The following is a 17,104-nucleotide window of genomic DNA, read 5'->3' as shown; positions in this document are numbered from 1 at the left end:
TCGCAATACGCTCAACGTTATACTCTAAACAGATCACTAATTGAGCCGTGCTCGTTTACATTGGCAATTGCCCTTGCAAATAAACTGGCTGTGCTTAGTACCCTAATTTTCGGACTTTCCTGTTTCAACGGGATGGTGTCCGTAACGATTAACTCGGTTAATACCGAATTTTCTACCGTTTCTATTGCTTTGCCTGATAATACTGCGTGTGTACAAACCGCTCTAACACTTGCGGCACCGTTTTCCATAATCAAAGCCGCAGCTTTTGATAAGGTTCCTGCAGTATCGCAAATATCATCTATCAATACTACATCCTGTCCGGTCACATCACCAATGATCGACATCGATTCGATTTCGTTGGCACGTTTACGGCGTTTATCGCAAATAATTACTTCAGCATTAAAAAACTTGGCAAAAGTACGTGCCCTGTACGAACCGCCCATATCTGGCGATGCGATAGTTAAGTTTTTTAAGCCTAAGCTTTTGATATAAGGCACAAAGATTACCGATCCATCTAAGTGATCAACCGGGATATCGAAGAAACCCTGTATCTGTGCAGCATGCAAATCCATCGTCATGATGCGGTGGATACCTGCTGATTTTAATAAGTTAGCCACCAATTTGGCACCGATTGCTACACGAGGTTTATCTTTTCTATCCTGACGGGCCAAACCATAATAAGGAACAACTGCGGTAATATAATGTGCCGATGCTCTTTTAGCCGCATCAACCATCAGCAAAAGTTCCATTAAATTATCACTTGGCTGATAAGTAGACTGAATTAGAAAAACATCACTACCACGGATTGACTCATCAAAAGAAGGTTGAAACTCTCCATCACTGAATTTGTGAATGGTTACGCTACCAAGTGGCTTGCCGTAATGTTCGGCAATCTTAAGTGATAATCCCTTAGAACCTGTTCCGGAAAAAAGCTTTACCGGGTTAAACTGCAATGGCATGGGTTCGTGTAGTTTACGGTTAAAAAAAATCGGATCATGTCCATTTAAAACATGATCCGACATTAAATTTTAGTTGTCCGACCTGGATTCGAACCAAGACAAACGGTACCAAAAACCGTTGTACTACCCTTATACTATCGGACAAAAACTTATCAAGGATATTCTCCTCGAAAGGGAATGCAAATGTAGGAACCTTATTTTAAATATGCAAGAGTGATTTTAAAATATTTTTAATTTCTTTCCTGCTGTTCCTGTTTGCGATGCAAAGATAAAAAAATCATCATATAGCGTGCAACATTTTCTTTTTTTATGCGACTTTTTTTACTACGAACCACTTAAATCATTTATTATCAAAGACTAAAATTAAACTATGAATTACTCAAGGATCAACACCATTGGAGGCTGGCTCTGTTTTATCGTTGCCGCGCTCACCTATATCTTAACTTTAGATCAATCTGTAAGTTTCTGGGATTGTGGCGAATTTATTTCTTCGGCTTTCCGAATGGAGGTCGTTCACCAGCCCGGTGCTCCAATAGTTTCCATGATCCAAAGATTGTTTTCGGCACTCGCTTTTGGTGATAAAACCAAAGTAGCTTATTTTATGAATGTGGCTTCGGCTCTGGCAAGTGCAGGTACCATCCTCTTTTTGTTTTGGACAATTACCGCGCTGGCCAAGAAAACGGTCATTAAAAAAGGTGAAGAAATCACCAACCAAAAAATCATCGGCATTATGGGTGCAGGTTTTGTTGGGGCTTTGGCTTATGCCTTTTCTGATAGTTTTTGGTTTTCGGCGGTGGAAGCAGAGGTTTACGCCATGTCGTCGCTTTGTAGCGCTATTGTATTTTGGGGCATATTAAAATGGGAATCGCAGGCTGATGAACCAAAATCAGACCGGTGGCTGCTTTTTGTGGCATACATCATGGGCATCTCTATCGGTGTACACATCTTAAACTTGCTAACCATCCCTGCATTGATATTTGTTTATTATTTTAAAAAGAACCCCTCGCCCAATTGGCAAAGCGTGTTAAAAGTATTTCTTATTTCAATCGCTGTATTGGCAGTGGTACAGTTCGGCATCATTCAGTACGTGGTATCTTTTGCGGCAAATTTCGATTACTTTTTCGTGAATACAATGGGCCTGGGTTTTGGAACGGGCATATTATTTTTTGCCATTTTAGTGATTGGAAGCCTGACTTATGGCATCCGCTATTCCATCCTCAAACATAAAAGGGTATTAAACCTGGCCATGTTGTTCACTGTTTTGCTTCTATTTGGATACAGTTCTTTCGCCTTACTCATTATCAGGGCACAGGCCAAACCAAATTTAAACAATACCGATCCAGAGAATGCTTTTAATTTTCTGAGTTATGTAAACCGTTCGCAATACGGAGACAGGCCTTTGTTATATGGCGAAAATTATAATTCAGAAAAGATCGACATTAAAGAAAGCGGAAAACTTTACAGAAAAGGAGAAACAAAATATGAATCAGCAGGAACAAAATCTGACTATGTTTTTGGAGATAAAACTTTAGCTCCACGCATGTACAGTGACAAACCCGAACACATTAGGTTTTACAAAAGTTACATGGGTTTTGATGATGAGCATAAACCAACCTTGATGGACAACTTAAAATATATGCTCTCTTTCCAAACGGGACAGATGTACATGCGTTATTTTATGTGGAATTTTGTGGGCAGGCAAGACAATGAAGACGGGCAATTTGGCGGGAAAGATGGCAATTGGCTCAGCGGCATTAAACCTTTGGATGCAATCAGGCTTGGTGATCAGAAAAACCTTCCGCCATCCATTGTAGAAAACAAAGCGTATAACAGGTTTTTCTTTTTGCCGCTGATTATCGGTTTGATCGGCGCGGTTTGGCACTTTAAACGTAACCAGAAGGATGCGGGCGTTATCGGTTTATTATTCGTTTTCACTGGAATTGCCATTGTAGTTTATCTGAACTCAGTTCCGATTGAGCCACGCGAAAGGGATTACGCCTATGTGGGTTCGTTTTATGCTTTTGCGATCTGGATCGGTTTAGGTGTATTTGGATTAAAAGACTTTATCTTCAAAAAACTAACGCCCGTGCGGGCGAGTATTTTTGCTTCGATTATTGCCTTATTCGGTGCTCCGATTATTATGGCCAACCAGGGATGGGACGATCACGACCGTTCTGATAGCCATGTAGCTAGAGATATGTCTGTCAATTACCTAAAATCGTGTGCGCCCAATGCCATTTTGTTCACTTATGGCGACAATGATACCTACCCGGTTTGGTACGCGCAGGAAGTAGAAAACATCCGTCCGGATGTGCGTGTGGTAAACCTAAGTTTATTTACTGCCGATTGGTACATAGACGGTATGAAAAGAAAGCAAAATCAATCAGCGCCGCTTCCTTTAACGATTAATCGCAATCAATATGTTGCTGGTACACGCGATATTATGTATTATCAGGATTATAAAATTGCCCAGCATATCGAATTACAGGAAATTTTAGACGTACTTCTATCCGATCATGATGAAGATAAAGTAACCATGAACGATGGTTCTAAATACAATGTGCTACCAACCAAAAACCTTAAACTGGCGGTAAGTCCGCAACAGGTTTTAGATACCGGAACCGTGCCCAAAGAAGATGCAGGCAAAATTGCTAGCAGTATGGAATGGACTTTTACTCAAAATTATGTTACAAAAGGGACATTGGCCTTATTTGATATTTTAGTGCACAATAATTGGGAGCGACCGATTTATTTTACTGGGGCAATGCCAGATGAGCAATACGTTGGGCTAAACAAATACCTGTATGTGGAAGGATTGAATAAAAGGTTATTGCCTTTGAAACCAGATACTGCAATTACACAAGATTTTGACCGCGTAAACCTGAAACCGATGTACAACAATATGATGAATGTATATGGTTTTGGCAATATTAAATACGCCAACCATTTAGATAGGCAATCTGCTGATGATGTAACCATGTTCTCGAACATGTTTAACGGTTTATTAACCGGCTTGATAAACGAAGGTAAAATTACTGAAAGCAAAAAAGTGGCTAATAAATATTTTGAGGTAATTCCTGCTAAATTCTACAGTATGCGCCAGGTAATGAGCACTTATTATTTCACTGAAAACCTTTATCGTTTAAATGATTTAAACCGTGCAAATGCGATGATCAAAAAAACTGCCGATTACGTGAACAGGGAATTAACCCATTTTGCTGATGTTTCAGAAAGCAAAAACCAGCTATCATCTGAGCAGGATGTACGTTTCTACCTTGGCTATTTAGGACAAATGGTAAAATTAACCGAGGTTTTTAAACAAGCTGGGCTAAGCAAAAGCCTTGAAAAAAAATATAATGATCTGATTGTAAGGTTTACCCCATTTGCAGCGGGTTAAGCTAAAAACATTCTAAATTTTAACCCATAAGCAGATTTCACCTTTCTGCTTATGGGTTTTTGTTTCTCAAATAAATTAAAATCCTTTATGTTAAAGGCCTTAAGCCGTTAAAAATTGTTAAATCAATCCAAAAATTTACCTGTTTTATCGACTAGAATAGTTAATTTCGGCAGCATTTTTATGTGAAAACAATTTTTAATATCATTAAACAAACCAATGAATTATTCAAAAGTTAATAATATAGTAGGCTGGATCTGCTTTTTAATTGCTACACTAACTTACGTTTTAACCTTAGAGCCTTCTGCCAGTTTTTGGGATTGCGGTGAATTTATCGCATCGGCATTTAGAATGCAGGTTGTTCACCAACCTGGTGCGCCTTTGTTCTTAATGATCCAACGTTTCTTCTCTATTTTTGCAGCTGGAGATTTAACCAAAATCGCTTACTGGATGAATGTTGGTTCGGCTGTATCGAGCGGGGCAACTATCTTATTCTTATTTTGGACCATCACCGCATTGGCTAAAAAAACGGTATTAAAAGCCGGTGAAGAACTAACAACTGGTAAATTGATCAGCATTATGGGTGCAGGTGCCGTTGGTGCTTTGGCTTATACTTTCTCTGATAGCTTTTGGTTTTCGGCAGTAGAATCAGAAGTTTATGCACAATCATCGTTATTCACAGCAATTGTATTCTGGGCTATCCTTAAATGGGAAGCGCATGCCGATGAGCCACGTGCCGATCGTTGGTTATTGTTTATTGCCTATATTATGGGTTTATCAATCGGTATCCACTTGTTAAACCTGTTAACCATCCCAGCACTTGCTTTTATTTATTATTTCAAAAGAACAGATAAAGCAACAACATCGGGAATTATTAAAACCCTTATTGTTGGTATTTTAATCTTAGCGGTAATCCAATATGGTATTATCCAATACCTGGTTTCGTTCGGTGCTTATTTCGATTTATTCTTTGTTAACACATTAGGTCTGGGTTTTGGAACAGGCGTTTTATTCTTCGCTATTTTATTAATCGGCGCCCTGGTTTGGGGAATTCGTTATTCTATCCAACACCAAAAGAAATTATTAAACCTAGGCTTAATCTCTACCGTATTAATCATTTTCGGTTATGCATCATTCTCGATGATTATCATCAGGGCAAAGGCAGATCCGAACTTAAATAACAGTGCGCCGAAAGATGCTTTCTCTTTCTTAAGTTACCTAAACCGTGAGCAATATGGCGACAGGCCATTGGGTTATGGCCCTAACTATAACTCTGAAAGAGTTGGTGTAACCGAAGGAAAAACCATCTGGAGAAAAGGAAAAGAAAAATATGAGGTAGCGGGTAAAAAAACCGATTACGAATATAACAACAACACCTTATTGCCACGTATGTATAGCGATGACCCTAAACATGCGGCTTTTTATAAAGAATGGATGCGCTTAGATGATACTAAAAACCCTACTTTGGTAGATAACGTTGGTTTCTTGTTCAGCTATCAGATTGGCTATATGTACATGCGTTATTTCATGTGGAATTTTGCTGGCCGCCAGAATGACGAGCAAGGTCAGGGTAGCGGACATGAAGGTACCTGGATTAGCGGCATTAAACCAATTGATGCTATGTTGAGAGGCAATCAAAGCAATCTGCCACCATCAACCGTTGATAATAAAGCGTATAACCGTTTCTTCTTTTTACCATTAATTTTAGGCGTTATTGGTGCACTTTGGCATTTTAAACGTAACCAAAAAGATGCGGGCGTTGTCGCATTACTATTCTTCTTTACCGGTATTGCCATTGTATTATACTTAAATCAAAAACCATTAGAACCCCGCGAAAGGGATTATGCTTATGTAGGATCGTTCTATGCCTTTGCAATATGGATCGGGCTCGGGGCACTCGCCATTAAAGAGTGGTTGTTTAAAAAACTAACGCCAACTGCCGGTGCCATTGGTGCAACCGTGATTGGATTACTGGCTGCACCGGTAATTATGGCCGAGCAGGGATGGGATGATCATGACCGTTCTACGAAAATGGTTCCGCATGATATTGCCTTGGATTACCTACAATCCTGTGCGCCAAATGCCATCTTATTTACTTATGGCGATAATGATACCTACCCACTTTGGTATATCCAGGAGGTAGAAAATGTTCGTCCTGATGTGCGTATTGTAAACTTAAGTTTATTCGATACAGATTGGTACATTAACGGTTTAAGACAAAAACAAAACGAATCAGCGCCTTTGCCAATCACGATGAAACCTGAGCAATATGTACAGGGAGAAAGAGATGTAATGCCATACGATGATTACAAAATTGCAGGTAGTATTGAGCTTAAAAACGTAGTTGATTTATTGCTATCAAACGATGAGAGCGATAAAGTACCAATGCAGGATGGATCAAAATCTAACTTTTTACCAACTAAAAACCTTAAAATCACGGTAGACCCGCAGCAAGTAATCAGTACAGGAACAGTACCTGCAGCCGATGCTGCAAAAATTACTACTACAATGGATTGGAAGTTTAATAAAGGTTATGTTACTAAAGGAACTTTGGCCATGTTCGATATCCTGGCACATAACAACTGGAAACGTCCGATTTATTTCGCTTCTACCGTGCCTTCTGAGCAATATAACGGCTTAGATAAGTATTTATACAGCGAAGGTTTAGCCATGCGTTTATTACCGCTTAAAGCTGATACGACAGCATCTGAAGATAGGCCAGAGCAATTAAATACGCCTGTATTGTACAATAATGTGATGACTAAATTTAAGTGGGGAAATATGAAAACCGCTAAATATTTAGATCCACAGTCATCAGATGATACTTTCATTTTCACCAATCTCTTCAGTAGCTTAACCAACAGCTTAATTAAAGAAGGTAAAACTGCTGATGCCAAAAAAGTAGTAGATAAATATTTTGCAGTAATGCCTGATAAATTCTTCGGCATCCGTACGGTTGTTGTGAAATTCTACATGGCTGAAAACTTATATAAATTAGGTGAAACGGCCAAAGCGAATGATATTTTAGACAAATCAGGCGATTATATCAGTAAAGAATTAAACTACCTTGCTGATATTTCACAATCAAAAGGTTTAACCGGATCGCAGAACATTCAAACAGGATTATATTACCTGGACAGAATGATTAAAACGAGTAAAGCTGCAGGTCAGGACAAATTGAGCGATAAGCTGCAGAAAACGTTTAACAGTTTAGAAGGCCGTTTATCGATGTTTTTCCCACAACAGGGGCCACAACAGTAAACGGATCTGAAAATAGCTTACAAAGCAGCTGCATTAATTTGTAGCTGCTTTTTTTGTTACCGCTTGCGCTCGTTTTTAACGAGTGCAAAATTGCTTTACGATTCCATCGTAAAGGATGATATAAATCTAAATTTCTGATAGGTCGTAAACACGACCAGCTATCTACACACTCGTTGGAAACGAGCGTGAGCAATCACGAAATGCTTGCGCTCGTTTCTAACCAGTGCAAAATGGCTTTACGATTCCATCGTAAAGAATGATATAAGTCTAGATTTCGGATAGGTCGTAAACACGACCAGCTATCTACACGCTCGTTAGAAACGAGCGTGAGCAATTATGATTTTTCTGAATTAATAAATATTTTTATTAAATGTCAGATCAATATCAAGCCAGAGATCCGGAAGGCATCTATTTTTTAACTTTTACGATTGTAGATTGGGTCGATATATTCACTCGTTCAACTTATAAAGAAATTATTGTAGATTCATTAAAGTATTGCCAGTCTAACAAGGGCCTTATTCTGTACGCTTATTGCCTGATGACCAACCATTTACACCTCATTACATCTGCGAATGGATGTGTAAAGCTTTTTGAAATAATTAGAGATTTTAAGAAGTTTACAAATAGGGCTATTATTGAAGAGATTAATTCAGGAAATGAAAGCAGGAAAAACTGGTTGCTGAATAAATTTGAATTTGCAGGAAAATACCTTACAAGAATTGAGAATTACAAGGTTTGGCAAGATGGCTACCATGCTGTTGAATTAATCAGTTCAGATTTTACATTTCAAAAGCTAAATTACATCCATCAAAATCCAGTTAGAGCTGGAATTGTATCAGAGCCTGAACATTATATTTACAGTTCCGCAACTAATTATCATGGGCTTAGCGGACTAATAGAAATTGAGTTACTAGACATTGATTAATATTTATTGAACGCTTGCGCTCGTTTCTAACGAGTGCAGCAGTAGCTTACGATTATATCGTAAAAATCAAACCAAATATATAAATAACTAACACCGTAAAATACGGTAACCTATTTACACGCTCGTTAGAAACGAGCGTGAGCACAATTTATCCACAAAAAAATCCTGTTCAGCATTGCCAAACAGGATTCAAATTTATTTTTTTAAAGATTATTCGTTTACAACACCCATCGCACAGAATTTATCAATTCTTTGTTCGATCAGTTTATCGGTTTTTAGTTTACCTAAAGCAGCTAAATCTTTAACGATGTAATCTTTTAAAGTTCTGCCCATCAACTCTGGATCCTGATGTGCACCTCCAAGTGGTTCTGGAATAATACCATCGATTAATTTGTTGCCAAACATATCATCAGAAGTCAATTTTAAACATTCAGCTGCTTTCTCTTTAAAATCCCAGCTTCTCCATAAAATAGATGAGCAGGATTCAGGAGAGATTACCGAATACCAGGTGTGCTCTAACATGTAAACTTTATCGCCAATGCCAATACCCAAAGCACCTCCTGATGCACCTTCACCTACAACAATGCAGATAATCGGCACACGAAGAATAGACATTTCCAATAAGTTTCTGGCAATGGCCTCGCCTTGCCCGCGTTCCTCGGCCTCTAAACCAGGGTAAGCACCCATAGTATCGATAAAAGAAACAACCGGTTTATTAAATTTTTCAGCCAAACGCATTAAACGCAAAGCTTTACGGTAACCTTCAGGGTTAGCCATACCGAAATTACGGAACTGACGTTCTTTGGTGTTTTTACCTTTCTGGTGACCAATAACCATTACCGTTTGGCCATTTATGGTAGCAAAACCGCCAATAATCGCTTTATCATCTTTAACGGTTCTATCGCCGTGCATTTCAATAAAATCATCGCAGATCATATTGATGTAATCGAGTGTTTGCGGGCGATCGGGATGACGGCTCATCTGAACCTTGTTCCAACCGGTTAAATTTTTATATAAGTTATTGGTAGTTTCATCTAATTTACCATCAAGCTCGTCTAAAGTGGCAGACATATCTACCTTAGTTTTTTCGGCAACTTGCTTAACCTTTTCTATCTGCTGAACTAAATCGGCAATAGGTTTTTCAAAATCGAATGATGTTTTTATTTGCTGCATAATTGAACCACAAAAATAAGTAATTATTTTTAGTTTGCAGTGAACAGTTTTTTGTTTGCGTTTTTGAGGAGATAAATCTGTTTAAGAGTTGACAACTTTATCATCATTGTGCCCATGAAAGTTGTCAACTCTAGAATCTCAAATTAGAATTTATTGATGTTTTATTATCAGTCTTTATAATTTGAAAAGCAATTGCAGTAATTCTTTTTTAAAAGCAGTCCTGCCATTTGCTTTAGCCCAGATGAAACCTGTGAAATAAGCAAGCACACCATAAAAACAAAATAGACAGTGCTTAAATCTGGGGCTATCGCGGCTGTCAGGTTTAGATTACACCTGCCAGTGCTATTATGAGGGGTTTCCCTGCCACCGCCCTAACCTACCTAGCCCTGATTGGAGCGACATACATTTTTACAGCACTACCTTCAAATTGCTGTCATGCTGAGGCACGAAGCATCTCACCACAATGAAACAGATGCTTCGTGCCTCAGCATGACATGAACAATAAAAAAGATATAGCGTAAAGCAGGACGAACGATAATTATTATACCGCACCTGCGCTCCAAATAAAACCCGAAGAATTATTTTTTATAAGAGTTGACAAACCATCCCTTGCCCCTTCAAGAGAGGAAACATACACTTTATTCTTAAAATCCTTAAATCCTCTAAATCCTGGCTAGAACTTAGCAGCCTCGCCTGCTTTTGGTAATGCTTTTTTAATAAACTCACGGATATGGTTATTGGCCGTTTTCAGATCGTCTTTACGTAAATACATCATGTGTCCGCTCCGGTAACCTTCCCAGCTCATGCGGTCTTGCAGTTTACCTGCAGCATCTAACTGCCACATGCTGTATTTCGCATTGAAATAATCGCAGGCACCATCGTAATAACCTGATTGTACCAATAAATGCAGGTATGGATTCTGTGCCATAGCCTGGCGGAGGTTATCGCCAGTTTGGTCGCCAGTTTTATCCCATGGGTAAACGGAACCGAACATATTGTACTTTAAATCGGTTTTATAATTCAGCTCGTTGCGGATGTACATATTGATGGCTGGTGTAAAAGAATGCAACCAAGAGGTTAGCTCTGCATTATAATCGGGTCCTTCGCCGGCACTCATTTTATCGATACCACGATAGCGCGAATCTAATCTACCAACAGTAAAACCTTTATCTCTCAGCAGTTCTTTCCAAAAGAAATCAGTAGGTACATTGAGGTTGTAATCTAATATCACTTTTTCTGAAAGGCCGGAATAACGCGCCATTTTTGTGGCAATGGCTTTCTTTTTATCAGCACTTAACATCCCACCCTGCGAAATAGCTGGGATTAATTCATTAATGGTAAAATTTTCAACCTCAGGAAGCATGGCTGTTAAATCTTTGCCCTGTAAATCGGCCGCAAGCGCCTTATGATACCAGGCGGTAGCTGCAAAATAGGGTAAACGCAAAGCCGCATCAACAGGACCACTACGCTCAATACCAAGTTCTGTTGGCGAAACCAAAACCACACCGTTTAAATACATCCATTGACTGTTTTGCAGCTCTAAAGCCAAACCCGAAACGCGTGTGGTACCATAACTCTCGCCAATTAAAAATTTTGGAGAGGCCCATCGGTTATTGCGGGTTACAAAAGTATTGATCCACTCGGCCAGGTATTTGATATCGGCACGTACTCCAAAGAACTTATTTGTTGGAATATCTTTACTCACCGCTCTCGAATAGCCAGTATTGACCGGATCGACGTAAATAATATCGGCAACATCTAAAATAGAATATGAATTCTCTTTATAACCATAAGGCTGCACAGGATAACCTTCGTCATCAATATTTAAAACCACAGGACCTGTATAGGCGATGTGCATCCAAACTGAAGCTGAACCCGGACCGCCGTTAAAAGAGATTACTAAAGGTCGTTTATCGCGATTTTGCACATCACTGCGTTCGTAATAAGTATAAAACAAACCTGCAATTGGTTTTCCGTCTTCATCCCAAACCGGCAAGGTACCTGTTGTGGCCTTATAAGGAACCGATTTACCATCGATATTTACAGTGTGATTGGTAACAACAGAACTTTCTACCTTAATGGCCCTTTCGTTTGCTGAAGATTTAGGTTCATCTTTAACGGTAACCTGGGTAGTGGTTACGGTTTCTTTAGATTGGCTTTTTCTTGGTTCTTGTTGTGCATATGCAAAAATGCCCATGCTTAAAAATGTAGCGAGTATAAATCTGAATTTCATTGTTTTGGTTTGGTTTCTAAATATCAAACTATTGTAGCGTTAATCAAAAAGCGCATTAGAAATGTTACCATAAAAAAACCAGCATTGCTTTTGGCAATGCCGGTTCTGCAAAAAACTGCTGCAATGAAGCAGTAGACTCTTTATTTAGGCTGGCAATTTAAATCACCACCGCTTCGGCGCTTGTATCTGAAATTTGCCAGCCAATAGTCGGGTTTCCAGTTACCAATACATCTACAAAATATTCATAATAAGATCCGGCCTTATAACCTTCAAAAGTATCGGCGTAAATTGGGCCTGAGGAATGGGACACCGAAGTCAGCGGAACGTTGCCCTCTCCTTCTATGCTTACTGTAATGCTCGAATAAACCTGCCCGGTGGTATACTGTAGTGTTGCCACCGCAGCCAGGCCATTACTGGTCGTGAAATTTTTTGTAACCGTAACTACCCCACGGCGCATAACCTTTTTAGGGGAAAGGGCAACTTTTTCGGGCGTAAAACTACTAAACAGACAAACTGTAAAAGCTAAAGAAGCTACGAGTAAAGCAATTGTTTTTTTCATTTTCTTTGGTTTAATGGGTTAAATTTTAAAATATTAATTAAAAATCATTTGTGTACAGCGCCAGAAAATACAGCTACAATCTTACGCAATAGTAAAAGTGAATAACCATTAAATTACAGGTGAGATTACAATAGCTTGTTGATTAAATATAGTGCTTTATTGAGGAGATATTTTCCCAAAATAACGCACAAACGTTTGATTAACAATCTAATACTAAATCATAAAAAACAATCAAATCAAAGCGCTACGCCTGTTTAATATTACAGCTTAAATCTACTTTAAGCATTAGAAAACAAAGTCTAAAACCGACACAGCACAAACGTTTGCTTAAAATATTATCAAAATACGGGAGACAAAAAAGCCGATACCACATTTGCGGTATCGGCTGGTAAAAACTGATTTAATCGAGACGGGTTATTGTTTAATCCTTTTTTATCACTTTAAGGCCAGAATCTCTTCGTCTGACAATACCTTGTTCCAAACTTGTAATTCATCTAACTTTCCTTTAAATCCACCAACTGTTTGAAGTGGGAAAAACAAAGTTTCTGATTTACGCACTTTCGTTTTGTCTTTATCTGTAAATGTAATCCAGTTATCGTACAATCGTTTTTCAAGTTTACCATTCACATAAAGATTGGTGCCTTTATTGGTTCCGGTTATGATCACGTGTGTCCAGCTATTTTCGGGCACAGCATATCCAAAATCGATATCATAACCTTCCCTTGAAAACCCAAGTTTGCCCGTACCTGTCTGTTTTAGTTTTACAGTAGCGTTAGGCGATTTGAATAACAGCGCACCGTCCAAATTGTTATTGGCAGGGTTTACCCAAAAAGAAACCGTATAATTATAACCTATTTCAGCGTATGGTAACCTGGCATAACTATCTTTTCCTGAAAATGATAAAGCGTTCTTTAAATATCCTTCTGTATAAGTTGCACCAGTAGTTTTAATTTGTTTGTCCTTTTTATCGAAATTAAACTGGGCTGTAAATGGCGCATCGTTTTTAGATAGCTTTCCATTTATGTTTAATGACGGGCCTTCTCCTATCTTCTTGCTCAAAACGTTAAAATCTTCGAACTTTAAAGTTGTATTATTTCCTCCCCACATCTTTTGTCCTAATACCTGCATAGCGGGAAATACCCTATCATGTACATCTTTTTCTGTAATTCCGTTGCCTACAATATCATTCCACACGGCAAAAGAGCCACCTAATATAGTAGGATCGCCAGGTGTAAACTGAACATTCCCAATCATAGAAGGGGTCCATTTGTTATAAAGATTTTTAATGTTCAGGTAATCATAATAGTAGCCTGCTGCAGGTACAATATATAGCCATCCATCGGGCGTACTGATTTGCTTATAGCCCAGTTTCTTCATTTCAACAGGGTTGGCATAACCATTGTACCAAGTGTTCATCACCACATTTTCTACTTTTACAGGAGTGGTACCTTTTGCGTGTGTTAATGCTCCCCATAGCCTAACATCTTTTCCAAAACCTTCTACATATTTAATCATATGATCGGTAAAAGCCCTAAAAACTTCTGCATCTTTTTTAGCATATTCATCTGTACCAATGTGAACCGCTTTACCCGAAAACACGGGTGTGCTACCAGAAATATATTCTTTAAATACATTTTCCATAACTGTATAACTAAGTGGATTATGGAGATCAAGGTGATCCATACCATATGCTTTACTGCCAATTTCGGGAACTACCTTGGTAAAAGCCAGCGCATGTGCCGGTGCATCAATTTCTGGAATAATACGGACCGCATAATTATCGGCTAACTGTTGTAGCGCCATAAATTCCTTTTTGGTATAAGAACCATCTTTTGCTGTCAGCCCAGGGTAGGTTGTATTTTCTAAGCGGAAAGACGAATAGGTATCAGCCCAATTATCATTGAAGTATTTTTTAAAGCCATTGTCATTTAAGTGGATCTGAAAATCGTTCAATTTGTAATAAGACATGAATTTCACATAATCTCTTAAAAACTGTAGACTAAAGAACTTACGGCCAACATCGAGCACAAATCCGCGAACTTTAAACGCTGGATAATCTCTTGCCAATCCTTTTGGAATGGAATTTTTCTGTTCCAGTAGCTGCAATAAAGTTCTTGTTCCCCAGAATAGCCCCTGATATTTTACTGCGCTAATGGTAATATGTTCATCTGCATTAAAGTAGTATCCTTCTTCGCCGATGCTTTTATCTATTGCACTTAAGGATAAAAAAATATCGCCTTTTTTAGCCTTACCTTTCACAATTAAAAGGTTAAAACCCAACTGATGTTTCAACTCTTGTTTTAAAATACTTGCAACGTTCTGCAGCTGTTTCTCATTCGCTGCATTTAAAACAATTCTGCTGGTGGCAGTTAAAGAGAAATTGCCTTTACCACCATGCCATTCTCGTAAAGCGGGGATTACAAAAGGCTGTGGGTTAATACCACCGTCTGAAAATTTCCCTGGGACAACGATCTGTTTAGATACATCATACTTTATCGAATCGCTTACCTGACTAATCAGTTCGAAATACAAGTTGACATTTGTTGCAACCAGTGGCGTGGTAATATCGCCAGATGAATTTACTATTGGTTCGCGATTACTTCCCTTGAATACCAGAGAATAACCTTTTGGGCTTTCGGGAAAAATAATTTCCTTGTCGCCAGCCTTTATTTCTTTAATGTTGGGTACTGATTGAATAACCGTGCTGTCGGTTTGACCGAATAAAAGACCTTGAGTGACAATAACGAAACCAAGAGTAAATAGAATGCTTTTCATGTGTAAATGATGAATTATTATAATTAGCGTTTAGCGTATTCCGTTAAACACATTACCGTTTTAATACTGAAAATGATGTACTTATGAGTTAAAGATAGACTAAACTTCTTTATACGCTCAAGTAAGTTTTGCGCAAACGTTTGATGAAAATGCAATGGAAAACACTAGAATAAAAAAGCCGACACTGCATGAGCAATGTCGGCTAGTAAAAAACCGGGATGATATAAATTATTTATCCCACCAAACTTTTCCTACCAGCTTATCGCCTCCTGGAACAGCAGCAGATGCAGCTTTATAATTTACCGCATTAGTAACGCCTTCAAAAAGTGGATAAGGGAACCGACGTGGAATTGAACCACCTGTATTGGTATTTGGATATACAATAGGCACTAGCGCAGGAATACCTGTTCTTCTCCAGTTCGACCAAGCTTCGTAAAAATCGAGCATGGTAATGGTGTGTGCCCAATATTGGATGCCAATCATCTCTAAACCATTGGCCGCTACATATGGATGGGCGCTTAAATAAGCCGCAGCATCCGTTCCGTTTACAGCCATTGATGGATCATATTGAGAAAGATAAGTCATTGCAGAAATTACACCGGCATTGTAATGCGTAGCAGCAGAACCCCCAATACCATAACGCTGTGCTGCCTCTGCCCAAAGCAATTCCGTTTCGGCATAGGTAAGGATAAAAGTATTACCATCTCTTTTTAACATACCCGGATTTGGAGATGAATAATCGGTAAAATCAGTATAAGAGGGGTCCTGACGAACATCTCTTCCTGCAATACCACTTAGATCTTTACCATTTGGCATCCCTTTTTGTACTGCAGGATTAGTCACGAAAGCAGGATTTTGATCTTTGGTTCCATCCGTTAAATATAATTTGGTTACTGCTACCTTGCCCAAACGAGGGTCGTTATTCGTTTTTAAATAATTGATGAAGGTACTGCTCCACCTGGTGTAAAAATTCTCCTGACCGCCATCACCTAACAAAACCTGTGCATTTCTGTTCTGCGTTACACGGGCGCCGTTGGTATCGTGTTTAAAGAACGCATTGTCCGAATCGCCTGTCATGGTTTTACCAACTGCCTTGTTAATGTAAGTCTGAGCTAAAGTGGCATCAGCTTTGGTTAACCTCATGGCCATTCGCAACATTAAACTATTTCCAAAACGTTTCCATTTTGCAATGTCGCCAGCAAAAACAAGATCGCCGGTTACTTTATCGCCACTTGCATTTAAGGCAGTGCTCGCTTCATCAACCTCTTTTAACAAATCGGTATAAATAGCCTGCTGTGCATCATATTTGGGATATAAATTTGCAGTATAATAACCTCTTCCAGCATCAAAATAGGGTATATCGCCATATAAATCTGTTAATCGCTCAAAAATCAGGGCTTTCCAAATTCTACCCATCTGATAAACGTTATTATACTGGCTTTTCCCTTTGGTAAACTCAACTAAATCGGCAGCGTACTTAACCTGATCGGGATAAGCTTTTTCCCAATAAGCTGCTGTATAACCTTCATTAAGCATGTATTTATCACCTGCCCAATAACCAATTACGGATGACATGCCCTGCATCATGGTAGAAGCATAGATTAAATTACCCCTCCAGGTCTCGTAGGCAAAGTCGATGCTTCCGGTATAATTTAACTGGGCGGTAGATAAAAGAAAGTTTGGGTTATATTGCTCTTGTCCAACTGATGTTGGATCTGTATTAATTTTTTCAAAGTCTTTTGTACAACCAGCTATCAGGGCTAATCCAGATAATAAAAGTGGTACGTATAATTTTATGATCGTTTTCATTTTCAATTCGTTTAAA

The 17,104-nt window shown here is 38.8% G+C and carries 9 protein-coding genes; 3 read left to right on the top strand and 6 right to left on the bottom strand.

Annotation, left to right across the window (positions count from 1 at the left end; translation table 11 throughout):
• Positions 1-17 precede the first annotated feature (17 nt).
• On the bottom strand, positions 18-959 hold the full coding sequence (locus tag LQ201_RS22035) for a ribose-phosphate pyrophosphokinase (RefSeq protein WP_029278327.1): 942 nt from the start codon (positions 957-959) through the stop codon (positions 18-20).
• Positions 960-1,329: 370 nt separating this feature from the next.
• Between LQ201_RS22035 and LQ201_RS22030 the strand changes: the two genes are divergently transcribed.
• From LQ201_RS22030 to LQ201_RS22020, 3 genes are all read left to right on the top strand, one after another.
• Complete coding sequence (locus LQ201_RS22030) at positions 1,330-4,356, top strand: DUF2723 domain-containing protein (RefSeq protein ID WP_230145831.1); 3,027 nt, start codon at positions 1,330-1,332, stop codon at positions 4,354-4,356.
• Between the two features lie 216 nt (positions 4,357-4,572).
• Positions 4,573-7,614, top strand: coding sequence for a DUF2723 domain-containing protein (locus LQ201_RS22025; protein ID WP_230145830.1), 3,042 nt, complete (start codon positions 4,573-4,575; stop codon positions 7,612-7,614).
• A gap of 370 nt (positions 7,615-7,984) precedes the next feature.
• Positions 7,985-8,539, top strand: coding sequence for a transposase (locus tag LQ201_RS22020; protein ID WP_230145829.1), 555 nt, complete (start codon positions 7,985-7,987; stop codon positions 8,537-8,539).
• 210 nt (positions 8,540-8,749) lie between these two features.
• On the opposite strand, the gene LQ201_RS22015 is transcribed toward LQ201_RS22020, so the two are convergent.
• The 5 genes from LQ201_RS22015 to LQ201_RS21995 all read right to left on the bottom strand — a co-directional run bounded on the left by LQ201_RS22015 (position 8,750) and on the right by LQ201_RS21995 (position 17,088).
• Positions 8,750-9,712 carry an acetyl-CoA carboxylase carboxyltransferase subunit alpha gene (locus LQ201_RS22015; protein WP_131028302.1) on the bottom strand — a complete coding sequence of 321 codons (963 nt, stop codon included), beginning with the start codon at positions 9,710-9,712 and terminating at the stop codon, positions 8,750-8,752.
• A gap of 673 nt (positions 9,713-10,385) precedes the next feature.
• Positions 10,386-11,945 carry a S10 family peptidase gene (locus tag LQ201_RS22010; RefSeq protein ID WP_230145828.1) on the bottom strand — a complete coding sequence of 520 codons (1,560 nt, stop codon included), beginning with the start codon at positions 11,943-11,945 and terminating at the stop codon, positions 10,386-10,388.
• 157 nt (positions 11,946-12,102) lie between these two features.
• Positions 12,103-12,504 carry a hypothetical protein gene (locus LQ201_RS22005; RefSeq protein WP_230145827.1) on the bottom strand — a complete coding sequence of 134 codons (402 nt, stop codon included), beginning with the start codon at positions 12,502-12,504 and terminating at the stop codon, positions 12,103-12,105.
• Between the two features lie 435 nt (positions 12,505-12,939).
• Positions 12,940-15,279, bottom strand: a complete 2,340-nt coding sequence (locus LQ201_RS22000; protein ID WP_230145826.1) for a family 20 glycosylhydrolase — start codon at positions 15,277-15,279, stop codon at positions 12,940-12,942.
• Positions 15,280-15,507: 228 nt separating this feature from the next.
• Complete coding sequence (locus LQ201_RS21995) at positions 15,508-17,088, bottom strand: SusD/RagB family nutrient-binding outer membrane lipoprotein (protein ID WP_230145825.1); 1,581 nt, start codon at positions 17,086-17,088, stop codon at positions 15,508-15,510.
• Positions 17,089-17,104: the final 16 nt, after the last annotated feature.

The organism is Pedobacter sp. Bi126, from assembly GCF_918698245.1.
In the GTDB taxonomy this organism is placed as follows: Bacteria; Bacteroidota; Bacteroidia; order Sphingobacteriales; family Sphingobacteriaceae; genus Pedobacter.
Note: the sequence above shows the minus strand (reverse complement) of the source record. Positions and strands in the feature narration are given on the sequence as shown.

Coding starts and splice junctions, on each gene's coding strand:
- LQ201_RS22035 (WP_029278327.1), bottom strand. CDS start 959: ATGCCATTGCAGTTTAACCCGGTAAAGCTTTTTTCCGGAACAGGTTCT.
- LQ201_RS22030 (WP_230145831.1), top strand. CDS start 1,330: ATGAATTACTCAAGGATCAACACCATTGGAGGCTGGCTCTGTTTTATC.
- LQ201_RS22025 (WP_230145830.1), top strand. CDS start 4,573: ATGAATTATTCAAAAGTTAATAATATAGTAGGCTGGATCTGCTTTTTA.
- LQ201_RS22020 (WP_230145829.1), top strand. CDS start 7,985: ATGTCAGATCAATATCAAGCCAGAGATCCGGAAGGCATCTATTTTTTA.
- LQ201_RS22015 (WP_131028302.1), bottom strand. CDS start 9,712: ATGCAGCAAATAAAAACATCATTCGATTTTGAAAAACCTATTGCCGAT.
- LQ201_RS22010 (WP_230145828.1), bottom strand. CDS start 11,945: ATGAAATTCAGATTTATACTCGCTACATTTTTAAGCATGGGCATTTTT.
- LQ201_RS22005 (WP_230145827.1), bottom strand. CDS start 12,504: ATGAAAAAAACAATTGCTTTACTCGTAGCTTCTTTAGCTTTTACAGTT.
- LQ201_RS22000 (WP_230145826.1), bottom strand. CDS start 15,279: ATGAAAAGCATTCTATTTACTCTTGGTTTCGTTATTGTCACTCAAGGT.
- LQ201_RS21995 (WP_230145825.1), bottom strand. CDS start 17,088: ATGAAAACGATCATAAAATTATACGTACCACTTTTATTATCTGGATTA.